Source organism: Biomaibacter sp. TOL, assembly GCF_059717795.1.
Genome location: NZ_AP046092.1, coordinates 2,918,134 through 2,932,325, shown reverse-complemented (window position 1 = coordinate 2,932,325; position 14,192 = coordinate 2,918,134). Strand labels below are relative to the sequence as shown.

The window sequence follows — 14,192 nt, the reverse complement described above, 5'->3', positions numbered from 1 at the left end:
GGAAAGTCGCCTTATGCCGGCGATAGCGCGGCGGGCTTGATTTTCCGTGCCGGAATCATATATCTTCATCAGATGATATTCAGCAGGCCGAGAAGCTGTTTGGCATTCATCACCGCCTGGGCATTGAAATGGTTGTTCATGGCGATGAATACGACTTCCGTTTTATTGGAAAGCTCCCGTATTCTGGGGATCCACTCCGAAAGCTCCTCCTCGGAGTATAGATAGTCATAGCGTTCATAGGAATTTTCATGAGCATACCACTTTTTGCTGTTTCTGCCATGAAAGCGGATATATCCTATGGGGCCCGTTGCCACAGTCACAGGCGGCAGCAAGCCCTTTATGGGCGGCTCGTCCACGCACACAAAAGCCATTTTGTTTTCCCGCAAAAGCTTTATGGTATCCGGCGTCAGCCAGTCGGCGGTCCGAAATTCCACCGCCAGGGGCAGTTCCCCCATCCTGTCCCGGAACTTCTTCAAATAATCCCTGTTATTCTCGTTGTTGTGAAAACTATAGGGAAACTGCAGCAGCACGCACCCCAGGCGATTTTCATCCGCCAGCGGCTTCACGGCTTCCTTGAATTTGCCCACCGTTGTCTCGCTCAAATCTTTCCCGTGGGTCATCCCTCCGAAGGCTTTCACCACAAAGATGAAACCTTCCGGAGTTTTTTTCATCATGTGGTAAAACATATAGCCGTTGGGCATGCTATAATAGCTGGAATTTACTTCTGTAAACGGAAACACCTTGCTGTAGAAGGCCAACATATCCTTTTCTTTTATGTCCTCCGGGTAAAACTTGCCCTTCCAGTCTTTATAGGCATAACCCGATGTGGCTATGAGTATCAATTTCGTCCCTCCATTTTATCCGAAGCTTGCCGCCAGGTTTCGCCTTATTCTATGAGCAGGCTTTTTTTAAATCCCTCGAAAGTTCGATTATTCGCGTGTTATTATGCAGCTCCTTCATAGTAAGCTCATTTACACTTATCTGAAGCCTGTCAAACTTTTCATCGAGTGCATCGAGCTTCTCATGAATCACCTGTCTGTCATCAAACAGAGCTTTGATTTTATCCGCAATTTCACCATCTATTCTGGTTTCTATCTTGCTTATATCCTGGCGCACTTTTCCAAGCTCTTTTTCCATATTGTCAAATCTTTCATCTGTCTTAGCGAACCTTTTATCGAATTCCACATACAAGGTTTCGAGCAGCCCGTAAGTGTCATCGATTTTCTCTGTGAACTTTTGATCTATTGCATCGATACGTTTATCTACTGCGACGAATTTTTCATTCATTTCATCAAAGCGTTTATCTATTGCATCGAACTTTTTATCTATTGCGTCGAACTTTTTATCTATTGCATCGAAGCGTTTGTCTATTGCATTGAACTTATCATCCATCGCATCCAAACGCTTATCTACCGCATCGAACTTATCGTCCATCGCATCAAAACGCTTGTTAATATCTGTCTGCATCTGTTTTATTAGGTCGTAAATTTTGTCTTCCATCAAAAAGTCCCCCTTTAAAATATTTTGTAAATTCAAGGAAGCGTATCCCTCAATCTATTATAACATAGTTTCCATCAACCCGTCTCCATGTTTTATATTTTTTTTCTGATCCCTTTCAGAGCCGGAGCGTTGCCCTCGGTCCTGCCGAGCTTCCTTTCGTTGAGGCCGTTGTCTTCCAGAAGTTTTGCCCGAAAAATGGCGTTGTCCCCGAAACGGTCTTTTATTTCGTCTACGATCCGGTTGAGGCGGTTCTTCTTTTCATCTTCTTTAAACAGGGACACCTGCTCGAATTCTTTTATGAGCTGCGAAAGGCTCACCCCCAGCAGTCTGAGGGGAGTCCTGCCGTCCCAGTTTGCCCGGAGCAGCTTCCGGGCGGCGGCATATATGTCGTCGGTGGCGCAGGTGCATGGTATGGTCATGGAGCGAGTGATCGTGCCGAAGGAAGCATCCCGCAGCGTAAGGGTGACGATGCGGCCCATGTAATTTTCCCGGCGCACCCTCCTTCCCACCTGCTCCGCAAGGGAGAGCAACACCATCTCCGCCTCTTCGAAATTTGTCACGTCCCTGGGGAGGGTTATGGAATGGCCCATAGACTTTGCGGTATCCATGGAATGCGGGTCCACTGGTCTTTCATCGATGCCGTTGGCCGCAAGATGCAAATAGCGGCCGTTCAATCCGAAAGCCTGGCGCAAAAGCTCCTCCGGCACCCGGGCCAGGTCTCCGATGGTGGCGATGTTCATCTCCCCCAGGCGCTCGGCCATACGGCGCCCCACGCCGAACAATCTGTCCACGGGTAGGGGCCACAGCATCTGCGGTACGTCCTCCGGCGCCAGCACCGTGAGGCCCATGGGTTTTTCCATATCCGACGCCATCTTGGCCAGCAGCTTGTTGCAGGAAACTCCCACCGAGCATGGCAAGTCCAGTTCCTTCCGGATAGCCTTCTGTATCTTTTGCGCAATGGTGACGGAATCCCCAAAAAGACCCTCGCATCCCGTCACATCCAGCCAGGCCTCGTCTATGCTGAATACTTCCACCATGGGCGTGAACCTCCCCAGGATATTCATCACCCTGCTGCTGGTTCTGACATAGAGGTCATAGTCCGGCTTTATAAAGATGGCTTGAGGACACAGTTTTTTCGCCTGCCAGTTGGGCATGGCGGTCTTCACCCCAAACCGGCGGGCCTCATAGGATGCGGTGAGGATGATGCCGTTGCGCTTTCTGGGATCTCCCGCCACCAGTATGGGCTTTCCCTTGAGATTGGGATCTTGTGCCTGATGGCAGGAAGCGTAAAAGGCGTTCATATCCACATGAATGATGGGAAGCATAAAAACCATCTCCGAACAAGTGTTCTACTATCTATTTTATAACCTTTATAAAAAAAGTCAATATGAGTCAGGGATGAGTCAGGGGACGGTTCCTTGACTCATCTCGATGAGTCAAGGAACCGTCCCCTGACTCAAACTGATTCAAAAAAGAAGACCGGAAATATTCCGGTCCTCAATTTAGCTCGATAGTTCCAAATTCCTTCTAGCTTTCGGCTATCTACGGTATCAGTCAAACGAATTACATTTCCGCCAGCTTTTTGTAACTTTCATACCTATCCCTGGCGTCTTCTTCGGCTTTCTTGAAGAGTTCTTCGGCCTTTTCGGGGAAGGTCTGGGTCAGGGCCGAGTATCGCACCTCTCCCATGAGGAACTCCTTGAAGGAAGCGGTTGGCGCCTTTGAATCCAGTATGAATGGATTCTTGCCCTGTTCCTTCAGAAGCGGGTTGTAGCGGTACAGGTGCCAGTATCCCGCCTCCACAGCCTTTTTCTCCTCTAACTGGCTCGAGCCCATTCCGATCTTGATTCCGTGGTTGATGCACGGGGCGTACGCGATGATGAGAGAAGGCCCGGGATAGCTTTCGGCTTCGATTAGAGCCTTTATAAGCTGGTTCTGATTGGCTCCCATGGCCACCTGGGCCACATACACATAGCCATAGCTCATGGCTATCCTTCCAAGGTCCTTCTTCCTAGTCTTCTTTCCCGCAGCGGCAAACTGGGCTACAGCGCCGGTAGGCGTGGCCTTTGAAGACTGTCCGCCGGTGTTGGAGTAAACCTCAGTGTCAAACACCAGCACATTCACATCCTCGCCGGACGCCAGCACATGGTCCAGACCTCCGAAGCCTATGTCGTAGGCCCAGCCGTCTCCGCCAAAGATCCAATGGGATTTCTTGACAAAATATTCCTTCATATCAAGAATCTGGGCCAGAAGCTGCTTTACCCTTTCATCGGCCGCTTCATATTTTTCAAGCAGCGGGATAATGGCAAGTGCAGCTTTTTTGGAGCCTTTGGCGTCATTCATATTGTCCAGCCAGAGCTGGAAGGCCGCTTTAAGCTCCTGTGAAATATCCATTTCCATGGCTTCTCTGATGAGGGATGAAAGTTTTTCCCTGGTCTGTTTTACCGCCAGGTACATACCGAAGCCGAATTCCGCATTGTCCTCGAACAGGGAGTTGGCCCAGGAAGGTCCGTGCCCGTCCCTGTTGGTGCAGTAAGGCGTTGAAGGAGCGCTGCCTCCCCAGATGGATGAACATCCGGTGGCGTTGGCAATCATCATTCTATCCCCGAAGAGCTGCGTCACCAGCTTTGCGTACGGCGTTTCGCCGCAACCCGCGCAGGCTCCAGAGAACTCCAGTAGCGGCTGCTGGAACTGGCTGCCCTTCACGGTTTCGATGCTCATGGGGTTCTCCTTTGGCGAAAGGCTCAGAGCGTAATCCCAGTTGGGAATTTGACTGCTCTGGCTTTCCAGCGGCTTCATGATTAGCGCTTTCTGCTTTGCCGGGCAGGTATTGGCGCATACTCCGCAGCCGGTGCAGTCCAGTACGCTCACCTGGATGCGGAAGTTCAGGCCCTCAAAACCCTTGCCCTGCGCCTTTTTAGAGACAAATCCTTCGGGGGCGTTCTTAACCTCCTCCTCATTCAGCAGGAAAGGCCTTATGGCCGCATGGGGACATACATATGAACACTGGTTGCACTGAATGCAGTTGTCAGGCTGCCACTCGGGAACATTTACCGCAATGCCGCGCTTTTCATAGGCCGCAGTTCCCTGCGGGAAAGTGCCGTCTTCCCTGCCCACAAAGGCGCTTACCGGCAGCTTGTCGCCTTGCTGGCGGTTCATGACGTCCGCCACATTCTTTATGAAATCAGGGACTTCCCTGGCCGCCGCGGCTTCGTCCATGGCTTCAGTCCAGGATGCGGGAATATCCACCTTCACCAGGGCGTCAATGCCGCTTTCCACGGCCTGGTAGTTCATGTTCACGACCTTTTCGCCCTTGTGGCCGTAAGATTCCACTATGGCTTTCTTGAGTTCCTCCACGGCCTTCTCAATAGGAATAATATTGGCCAGTTTGAAGAAGGCAGACTGCATTATCATGTTTATCCTGCCGCCAAGACCTAATTTTTGAGCAATATCCACGGCGTTTATAATGTAAAAATTGATATTATGCTTTGCAAGGTATCTTTTCACCGAAGCGGGCAGCTTTTCATCCAGTTCTTCCACGGACCACTGGGTGTTTAAAAGGAAGGTGCCTCCGTCCTTCAGGCCCGACAGCACGTCGTACTGCCCGATGTAAGACTGCTTGTGGCAGGCAATGAAATCAGCCCTGTCGATGAGGTATGTGGACTTTATGGGTTTTTTGCCGAAGCGCAGGTGCGATATGGTGACGCCGCCGGACTTCTTGGAGTCATAAGCGAAATAGCCCTGGGCGTACATGTCGGTGTTGTCACCGATTATCTTGATAGCGCTCTTGTTGGCGCCCACAGTTCCGTCAGAGCCGAAGCCCCAGAACTTGCAGCAAACTGTGCCTTCCGCAGTGGTATTTATTTCCTCCTCCACCGGCAGGGAAGTATGGGTCACATCGTCTACTATGCCGATGGTGAAATGGTTTTTGGGCTCGTCAGCTTTCAGGTTGTCGAAAACCGCCTTTATCTGGGAAGGCGTGGTATCCTTGGAGCCGAGGCCGTAGCGGCCGCCAACTATCACAGGATGAACTCTGTTTTCAAAATATGCGGTACAAACATCCTGGTACAGAGGTTCGCCCTGGGAACCGGGTTCCTTGGTCCTATCGAGCACCGCAATCTTCTTTACGGTCTTCGGCATGCTGTCAAGGAAATGTTTCACCGAAAACGGCCTGTAAAGATGAACTTTCAATACTCCGACCTTTTCACCTCTTGCCATGAGGTAATCCACGGTCTCCTCGATGGTCTCGCACACCGAGCCCATGGCCACGATTACCCTTTCGGCCTCGGGGTGGCCGTAGTAGTTGAACAGATGGTATTCTCTACCTGTAATTTTACTGATTTCGGCCATGTAGGCTTCCACAATCTCGGGCACTGCCAGGTAATACGGGTTGCATGCCTCCCGTGCCTGGAAGAAAATATCCGGGTTCTGGGCTGTGCCTCTTGTGACGGGGTGTTCGGGATTCAAAGCCCGTTTTCTGAACTCCCTCACGGCTTCGAAATCCACAAGCTTCTTGAATTCTTCATAGTCCATCACTTCGATCTTCTGAATTTCATGGGATGTCCTGAATCCATCAAAGAAATGCAAAAACGGCACTCGCCCCTTAATGGCCGAAAGATGGGCCACTCCCCCGAGATCCATGACTTCCTGGACGCTGCCGGAGGCAAGAAGCGCAAAGCCCGTCTGGCGGCAGGCCATCACATCGGAATGGTCTCCGAATATGGACAGCGCATGGGACGCCACAGCCCTGGCGCTCACGTGAAATACGCCGGGCAGAAGCTCTCCCGCTATCTTGTACATGTTGGGAATCATAAGCAAAAGCCCCTGGGATGCGGTGAACGTAGTGGTCAATGCTCCCGCCGCAAGGGAACCGTGCACCGCACCGGCGGCGCCGGCTTCGGACTGCATCTCCACTACCTTGACTTCCTGTCCGAAGATGTTTTTCCTTCCGTGGGCGCTCCACTCATCCACATGCTCCGCCATGGGGGAAGAAGGAGTAATAGGGTAAATTGCCGCTACGTCTGTAAATGCGTAAGCCACATGGGCGGCAGCGGCATTGCCGTCCATAGACTTCATAACTTTGGCCATGGATTTCTCCTCTCCTTTTGTATATTTATTATTATATTTATTCGGCTCCTGGGATGTTATTGTTGTCTAACAAGTCGTACGATCTTATTCTGTTGTATTGCAGTATTTATACTGTTATGATACAGCATGCATAATTCCTGATAATACGGTTTTGGGAAGTATAACAGAAGCCGGGATAATTATATCACAGTCTTTGATTTTTGTGTATACTTTATATAGGCTTTCTGTGATGCGCCTTTGTGCGGCTCCCCTTGAGCCGCAGTCGGCTAATCACAGTCTTTGATTTTTGTGTATACTTTATATAGGCTTTCTGTGATGCGCCTTTGTGCGGCTCCCCTTGAGCCGCAGTCGGCGTGATGCGACTCAAGGTTTTTTGTATACAGGAATGCCAGTTATATGAATTCTACATAAATCCTCAAAGTCCTCCCTGTTTTCAAAAAAAACACGCCCCGAGGCTAGGGCTGCATCATTTTTTTTCATTCAGCGCTGCGGCTTCTTCTACAGATTCAAAATAATCTTTCATGAGATTCATTAAATATTTTCCGAATTCCTCCTTTAAATCGTCTCTCTTTAATGCATATTCCACCGTAGCTATGAGGTACCCGAGCCTGTCTCCCACATCGTACCTTCTTCCTTCAAAGTTGTACGCATATATGACTTCGAAGTTTAAAAGCTCCTTCAAAGCGTCAGTGAGCTGTATCTCCCCGCCTGCGCCGGGCTTTGTGTTTTCCAGTATCTCAAAAATTCTGGGGGTTATTATGTACCTGCCCAGGATGCCCATGCGAGAAGGGGCATCCTTTTTCCGGGGCTTTTCCACCAAATCATTCACCTTATATATATCCTGCTCTATGTAACTTGCATCAATTATGCCGTATTTGTCCACATCGTCTTCAGGCACCTCCTGAACTCCCAGGATGGAGCAGTTGAACTTTTCATACACGTTTATCATCTGCTTGAGCACCGGCTCTTTAGCATCAATGACATCATCACCCAGCATCACCGCAAAAGGCTCGTTTCCCACAAAAGTCCTGGCGCAGTAAATGGCGTGCCCCAGGCCTTTAGGCTCCTTCTGCCTAATGTAGTGTATATCCACCATGTTGGATATATCCTCCACCAGGTTAAGAAGGTTCTCCTTTCCTTTTTTCTTCAGTTCCAGCTCCAGTTCCACCGATTTGTCGAAGTGATCCTCTATGGCCCTCTTGTTTCTGCCGGTAACTATAAGGATCTCCTCTATACCCGACTTCACCGCTTCTTCAACAATGAACTGTATTGTGGGCTTGTCCACAATGGGAAGCATCTCCTTGGGCTGGGCTTTGGTGGCGGGCAGAAACCTGGTGCCCAGGCCCGCTGCGGGAATTATGGCTTTTTTTATCTTCATGGCCGCACCTCTTAAAAAATTATTTCAATGAACAAGACTTTGATTTTGGGTAAAAACCATCTTCCCTGCCGGAAATGGTCTTGCCTCTCCGGCAGCAGACTTTGTTTTATCACCCAAATCACACCATAAATAATTATTCTACAATAAAACAGGATTTCCTCCAAAAAAGCAGGATTTTCTGCGGTAAAACCGATTTATTTCCTCAGCAATGGCTGTCAAAGGCTGAAAACCATGATAGCAAGTCATTTAATCGGAAGTTTGAAATTAAAAACTACATATTGCACATATTGAACATTTATGCTAAACTCAATTTTGAGAGGTGGTTACATGTTGAATGAATATGGTTTTACCGAGGCAAGAAATGATTTTTCCCGAATATTCAATATAGTATTTAATGAGCGGGAACCTGCGGTTATCAGAAGAAACCGTGATCAAGAGGTATTAATGTTGCGCAAGGATTTGCTGAAAGATATGCTTTCAACTTAGGTTTCGAGATTTAAAACGACCGGACATAAAAAAGCCGCGCCTTTGCACGGCTGAATTCTTTCGAGTTTCCACCTTGCGCTCTGTAAGATGACTCTAAATGAAATCATAATTCAATGCTCTCTTAAAAACCTGTCCACATCTCGCCTATACGGAAGCGAATCCTGAGCGCCGTATTTTGTGGCTGTCAGAGCCCCTACCGCATTGGAGAACATCAAAGCGTCCTTAATATCTTTGCCTTCGGCGAGCGTTACTGCCAGGGCTGCATTGAATGAATCTCCGGCCGCCGTTGTGTCCACCGCTTTTACGCGAAACGCGTCCGTTACAATTCTTTCATCTTTGCTTACATAGGCGCATCCCTTTTCGCCCAGTGTTACGACAACGCTCTTTGCCCCGTAAGACAGAAGCACCTCGGCCCCCTCAGAGACGTCTTCTTTCCCGGTCAATTTAAATAGCTCCGTTTCATTGGGAGTAATGATATCGACATACTTGTAGGCATCCACCGGCAATTTTTTTGCCGGAGCGGGATTCAAAATCACTTTTACTCCCATATTATGGCATAATTTCATTGCGGATTCCACGGTTTCCAGAGGTATTTCCTGCTGGAGGATGACATAATCCGAACCGGCCAGATGTTTTTCACAGCCCTTCACCCAGTTTATGTCAAGTTCGCTGTTGGAACCGCTGTAGACAACTATGGTGTTGCGGCCTTCTTCATCAACTGTAATCAACGCGTTGCCGGTGGATTTTTCTGAAAACTTGATGCACGAGGTGTCAACGCCTTCGTTTCTAAATCTTTCCACAAGCTCCCTGCCCGCCGCATCCCGCCCCACGCAGCCGACCATTATAACATCCGCGCCAAGCCTCCTGGCCGCTACGGCCTGATTGGCCCCTTTTCCTCCGGGCGATACATAAAACGACGTGGCCATGATAGTTTCTCCCATCCGGGGCAATCTTTCCACCCGGGAAGTGTAATCCATATTGATGCTGCCGATAACGGTTATCTTCAAAAGCATCACCTCTTTCAGCTATATTTTTGCGACCGATTCCCTTATCACAAGTTTCGGCTTAAGTATTATTTCCTTTTCATCATTTTTCCCCTCTATGGACTTAATAAGTATCCTTGCCGCCAGGCAGCCCAGCTCGTAGGTAGGTTGCGCCATAGTGGTAAGCTTCGGCGTAATCACGTTTGAAACATAAATATCGTCATAGCCGGTGATGGATATGTCTTCAGGCACCCTTAAGTTGTGCGCTCTGATGCATTCCAGAGCGCCTATGGCCATTAAATCATTGGCGCAGGCTACAGCTGTAAATTGCTTCTTTTTATTGAGAATTTCCGACATGCATTTGAATCCGCTATTCATCTTGTAATTTCCTTCAAGGATCAGATCCTCATCAGGTTTCAGGCCTGCTTCAACCATGGCCTTTTTATAACCCTCATATCTTTGAACGGCCGTATAATTTGTCATCGGCCCGGATATATATGCTATTTTTTTGTGATTGTTTTTTATAAGGTACTGGATTATTTCGTACATTCCGCTTTCCCCATCGGCATATATATATGGTATGCCTTTGATATCAATCAACCTGTCCAGCATAACAAAAGGTATCTCATATTTTAACAGCGTCTTTACATTGTGGTTTTCGGATTTTATCGTGCTTGTATAAATAATCCCGTCTATGCACTTTTCTTTCAGCACTTTAATGTAAGTCTTTTCCTTGGCTATATCGTCATCGGTATTGCAGAGTATGATGTTGTAGCCGTACATATTAGCCGTATCCTCAACACCCCTCACAAGGTCGGGGAAAAAAGGGTTTGTTATGTCGGGCAGTATGAGGCCGAGAGTGTGGGTCTTTTTTGTCACCAGGCCTCTTGCTATGCTGTTCGGGCGATAATCAAGCTTTTTCATGATCTTTAATATCTTCTCTTTAGTCTCTTTGCTTACGCCCTCATCTTTGTTATTTATTACCCTTGATACTGTAGTTATTGATACGTTCGCTTCTTTCGCTACGTCTTTAATAGTTATGGCCATTAGCGGTCACCCTCTGCGGCTTTTCTCACACATTTGATGGTCCAGTCCGACAATTCCCTGATGTTCAGTTTTTTCATTTCCCGCATATATGTCACAAGTTCATCGCCTATGGGGCATGCCCATTTCTCGCTCAGTGCTGCGGGTCCCTTCATGATTCCAAGCACGGCAGCGATCTGGGCCGCATTGCAGTCCACGTCCTGCCCTTCTTCAGCGACTATTTTCATTGTCCTGTCAAAATCGCCGTTCCCGAACCAGAGGGCGATAACCTCTGCCGCAGCGTTTGGATACGCGTGGACCCAGTTGTATTTTTCCAGTCTCTTTTCGCAATTTCTCCACGCAAGCCTCCAGTCGCCCGAAAGCGAACATTGATCCAGCGCATACTTTACCACCTGGTAATACTCGCTGTCTTCGGGAATCAATTTTACGGCGTCTTCCACTATCTTTCTTGCGTCGTTTTTCACAAAGGCGAGGGAGCACATGACCGCATTGAATATTTCACCAAGCACGCCGTTATTGTGATGGGATATTACCCCGTCTTTCCATGCAAGTTCTGCCGCAAGACGGGGATCGCCCGGAGCCACCATCCCGCAGATGGCCCCTCTCATCTGGGCCCCTATCCATTCTGAATACGGATTATTGAAAATGCCGCTCTCGGGCGGATATATGCCGTATCTCAGATTGCGCAGCGCCACATCCTCAGCCGACCAACCGAAGGGTATCAGGGCAATCCATTGTTGGGCGAAATCCTGCGAATCCGCATCGTAGCCTCTGCGCTCAAAAGCCTTCAGAAAAGCGAGCTCATAGGTGATGTCGTCATTGTATGTGTTGGGTTTTCTTACATAGCCGTTTATTTCCCCGAATACTTCCTGCAATTTTTCAGCAGTGTAACCTTCCAGGGCCGTGCCAAGGGCGCCACCGCAAATCTGGCCCATCCATCCGGCGTAAATTTTTTCTTCAAATTCCCTGGAAAATATGTCATATTCATGCCTTTCAAAAGGGCCTGCCGCATTTTGGAATTTCTCCCACGAATCGTACTCTGTAAAGCTCCAGTATGGTGATGCTGGATCCTTTTTCGCATTGTAAAGCTCATGAAATATCATGGAAGTAACCCTGTGAAGCTCTGCCATATCATTTTCCCGATATGCTTTTAAACCTTCGGGAATGAGTTCTTCGGCCTTTGTCACATCATATCCGCGGTTTTCCATGGACTGGACCGCACCGATTATCAGCTTTTCGGGCGCCCCGGAACCGGGCACTTCGCTGTGCCAGAGGATTTTGACGGAAGCATCGGCCTGTTTTTCCAGGTTTGAAATTTCATCCCAGGTTTGCTCTTCTTCACTCAGCACCCGGGGCTTTGCGCTTTTCCTCAGATCCCTTTCCATTTCCCACGCTTTCACCCGCATCGCCTCCTTTGATTTAATATTGATTCCAAAATAGAAACTGGTTCCGCTGCCGGATACGGCCGGAGCCGTTCGGTGAATCGGAATCAATATCTGATTTTCGACTCGCCCCTGCCCTTCTTTAATATATTCGCCGCGTGCTTCTGCACATTTTTTACAATATAATCTGTGTCCATCAGCACCCTTCCGTCCTTTTTTACAAAGCGGCCGCAAACCATGGAATGAACAATATTTTCCGGACCGGAACTGTATATTATCGATGCCAGCGGGTTGTAAAGAGGCAGCGTGTTTATTCTGTTCAAATCCCATATTAAAAGGTCGGCATCGTAACCTTCCTCCACTTTCCCGGTGTTAAACCCGAGGGCTTTGTGGCCGTTCATCAATATGCCCCATATTTCCCTGAGGCGAAAGGCTTCCGGCCTATCACCTAAAAATTTGCCCGCCAGGGCAAACAACCTCGCCTGTTCCAGGGGGCTTTGCGTGTTTGAGCTGGCGGCCCCGTCCGTGCCGACGGCAAGCGGCAGGTTTTCGAATTCTCCCCATATGCCGCCGAAGCCCATGCCAAGTTTCATATATGTCTTGGGGCATACGGCTATAAATGTTTTTTCATTGAGATATTTTAAATCATCCTTCTCAATCCATAATCCGTGGGCGACAATCACGGGCACATCGAATCCACCCGCATCATAAAGCGCCTCAAACGGCGTCCTGCCCACCTCCGTCAGGCTTTTCTCCACCTGGCTTTTCGTCTCGGAAACATGAATGTGAATGCCCACTTTTAATTTCTTCGCCGCATCCACGATTTTTTTCAACGTGTGCGGCGGACATGTGTAGGGCGCATGAGGTCCCATGCGGAGCTTGATTCTGGGATTTGCGCCGTTTTTTTCTTCAATTAAATCGCTAGCCTTTCTCAATTCTTCCTCAAAATCCGCGCTCACTCCGAATACGGTCGGCGCGATATCAGCCCTGATGCCGCTTCCCAGAACCGCCTCATAAATTCTGTCCGCAAACATGTAATGGTCCGCAAAGGCCGTCACGCCGCAGTCTATCATTTCACATATCGAAAGCAGAGAGCCGAGGTACGCCTCGTCGCCAGTGAGCCTGCTTTCATACGGCCAGATTTTTTCATTGAACCAGTCGTCAATATTCACGTCTTCCGCAAGCCCTCTGAAAATGTTCATCGGCGAATGAGTGTGGAGGTTTACAAAGCCGGGCGTTACATAATGGCCAGAAAGCTCCATTGTTTCGGAAGCGCTCTCACCGATTTTTCGCCCTATTTTCTGTATCCTGCCGTCGCCGATGAGTATATCCACATCTTCCGTCACATCGCCCTGCTCATCTATTATATTCACATTTTTTAAAAGCAGTTCATTCACCATATTTTTTCATCAGCCTCTTCAATAGGTCCACAAAACCTTCCCTGGAAAGATCAATTCCTACAGATGCATTCGGGCGAAGGCCGCGGACATTGTATATGTCCACCACCGTCTTGCCGCTCGTGTATATCCCCTTGGTCTCCACATCCACATGATATTGTTCCGTCTTCATGAGGCTTGGCTCAATGACGCTCGCCATGGCAAAGGGATCATGCATTGGCACGCCCTCGTAGCCAAATTCCCTCACAAAATCCAGAGATGACAGCAGTATTTCTCCGACCGTGCGGGATACCCTATTGCCCATATTCAAAAAATCTCCTATTTCATCCTCAAAAACCATGGCCCTGTTGGTGACGTCCAGGCCCACCATGGTCAAATCTATTCCTGATTCAAACACTATCTTCGCAGCTTCCGGGTCTACAAAAATATTGAACTCCGCGGCCGGTGTATGGTTCCCCAGATAGCAGGAGCCGCCCATAAGGGTGATGTGCCCGATTTTCTCCTTTAAATCAGGGTATAAAAGGAGGGCGGTTGCTATGTTTGTAAGGGGCCCGAGCGCAATGATGTGGATTTTCCCCTCATTTTTCAAAGATTCCTCATATATGATTTCATGCGGCTTTTCTTTTGAAAAATCAAAGTCCGCTCGCGGGAGCACTATATTTTTCAGCCCGGTCTCGCCGTGGACGAATTCCGCCGTGGAAAGTTCCCTGACGAGAGGTTTTGACGCTCCCACTGAAACCCTGCATTTTTTGCCTGCATAGGCCACTATATCCCGGGCGTTTTTCGAGGTCTTGTCAATGGTCTGGTTTCCGGCCACAACGGTTACGGCTTTAATGTCCAGCTCGTCGGAGGCAAAAGCCATGAAAAGAGCCACCGCATCGTCCAGCCCCGGATCGCAGTCTATAATCACCGGAATGCTCATCATATCACCTCT

At 48.8% G+C, this 14,192-nt stretch carries 11 protein-coding genes; 1 reads left to right on the top strand and 10 read right to left on the bottom strand.

Features of this window, described 5'->3' with window-relative positions; all coding sequences use genetic code 11:
* Positions 1–68: 68 nt before the first annotated feature.
* The 5 genes from AC6I1H_RS14500 to galU all read right to left on the bottom strand — a co-directional run bounded on the left by AC6I1H_RS14500 (position 69) and on the right by galU (position 7,966).
* Positions 69–842: a DUF72 domain-containing protein gene (locus tag AC6I1H_RS14500; protein ID WP_497738240.1), complete on the bottom strand. Its 774-nt coding sequence runs from the start codon at positions 840–842 to the stop codon at positions 69–71.
* 49 nt (positions 843–891) lie between these two features.
* On the bottom strand, positions 892–1,500 hold the full coding sequence (locus AC6I1H_RS14495; RefSeq protein ID WP_497738239.1) for a coiled-coil domain-containing protein: 609 nt from the start codon (positions 1,498–1,500) through the stop codon (positions 892–894).
* Positions 1,501–1,592: 92 nt separating this feature from the next.
* Positions 1,593–2,825, bottom strand: a complete 1,233-nt coding sequence (locus AC6I1H_RS14490) for a DNA polymerase IV (protein WP_497738238.1) — start codon at positions 2,823–2,825, stop codon at positions 1,593–1,595.
* Between the two features lie 238 nt (positions 2,826–3,063).
* Complete coding sequence (nifJ, locus tag AC6I1H_RS14485) at positions 3,064–6,588, bottom strand: pyruvate:ferredoxin (flavodoxin) oxidoreductase (protein WP_497738237.1); 3,525 nt, start codon at positions 6,586–6,588, stop codon at positions 3,064–3,066.
* Between the two features lie 466 nt (positions 6,589–7,054).
* Positions 7,055–7,966, bottom strand: coding sequence for a UTP--glucose-1-phosphate uridylyltransferase GalU (gene galU / locus AC6I1H_RS14480; RefSeq protein WP_497738236.1), 912 nt, complete (start codon positions 7,964–7,966; stop codon positions 7,055–7,057).
* Positions 7,967–8,293: 327 nt separating this feature from the next.
* Between galU and AC6I1H_RS14475 the strand changes: the two genes are divergently transcribed.
* Positions 8,294–8,452: a RelB antitoxin-like protein gene (locus AC6I1H_RS14475; protein WP_497738234.1), complete on the top strand. Its 159-nt coding sequence runs from the start codon at positions 8,294–8,296 to the stop codon at positions 8,450–8,452.
* Between the two features lie 110 nt (positions 8,453–8,562).
* Here AC6I1H_RS14475 and rbsK read toward each other — a convergent pair whose 3' ends face one another.
* From rbsK to AC6I1H_RS14450, 5 genes are all read right to left on the bottom strand, one after another.
* Positions 8,563–9,459, bottom strand: a complete 897-nt coding sequence (gene rbsK / locus AC6I1H_RS14470) for a ribokinase (RefSeq protein ID WP_497738233.1) — start codon at positions 9,457–9,459, stop codon at positions 8,563–8,565.
* Positions 9,460–9,477: 18 nt separating this feature from the next.
* A complete protein-coding gene (locus AC6I1H_RS14465) occupies positions 9,478–10,482 on the bottom strand; it encodes a LacI family DNA-binding transcriptional regulator (RefSeq protein ID WP_497738232.1) in 1,005 nt (334 codons plus the stop codon).
* Positions 10,482–11,879: an ADP-ribosylglycohydrolase family protein gene (locus AC6I1H_RS14460; RefSeq protein ID WP_497738231.1), complete on the bottom strand. Its 1,398-nt coding sequence runs from the start codon at positions 11,877–11,879 to the stop codon at positions 10,482–10,484. Before AC6I1H_RS14460 ends, AC6I1H_RS14465 begins: the two co-directional genes overlap by 1 nt.
* An 89-nt stretch (positions 11,880–11,968) precedes the next feature.
* Positions 11,969–13,261 carry an amidohydrolase family protein gene (locus tag AC6I1H_RS14455; RefSeq protein ID WP_497738230.1) on the bottom strand — a complete coding sequence of 431 codons (1,293 nt, stop codon included), beginning with the start codon at positions 13,259–13,261 and terminating at the stop codon, positions 11,969–11,971.
* Positions 13,251–14,183 (bottom strand): nucleoside hydrolase, encoded by a 933-nt coding sequence (locus tag AC6I1H_RS14450; protein ID WP_497738228.1) that lies wholly within the window; start codon positions 14,181–14,183, stop codon positions 13,251–13,253. The genes AC6I1H_RS14455 and AC6I1H_RS14450 overlap by 11 nt, the downstream gene beginning before the upstream one ends.
* Between the last annotated feature and the right edge of the window lie 9 nt (positions 14,184–14,192).

Bases quoted from the DNA above. Each gene is read 5' to 3' on its own strand.
- AC6I1H_RS14495 (WP_497738239.1), bottom strand. From the start codon at position 1,500: ATGGAAGACAAAATTTACGACCTAATAAAACAGATGCAGACAGATATT.
- AC6I1H_RS14490 (WP_497738238.1), bottom strand. From the start codon at position 2,825: ATGCTTCCCATCATTCATGTGGATATGAACGCCTTTTACGCTTCCTGC.
- nifJ (WP_497738237.1), bottom strand. From the start codon at position 6,588: ATGGCCAAAGTTATGAAGTCTATGGACGGCAATGCCGCTGCCGCCCAT.
- galU (WP_497738236.1), bottom strand. From the start codon at position 7,966: ATGAAGATAAAAAAAGCCATAATTCCCGCAGCGGGCCTGGGCACCAGG.
- AC6I1H_RS14475 (WP_497738234.1), top strand. From the start codon at position 8,294: ATGTTGAATGAATATGGTTTTACCGAGGCAAGAAATGATTTTTCCCGA.
- AC6I1H_RS14465 (WP_497738232.1), bottom strand. From the start codon at position 10,482: ATGGCCATAACTATTAAAGACGTAGCGAAAGAAGCGAACGTATCAATA.
- AC6I1H_RS14455 (WP_497738230.1), bottom strand. From the start codon at position 13,261: ATGGTGAATGAACTGCTTTTAAAAAATGTGAATATAATAGATGAGCAG.
- AC6I1H_RS14450 (WP_497738228.1), bottom strand. From the start codon at position 14,183: ATGATGAGCATTCCGGTGATTATAGACTGCGATCCGGGGCTGGACGAT.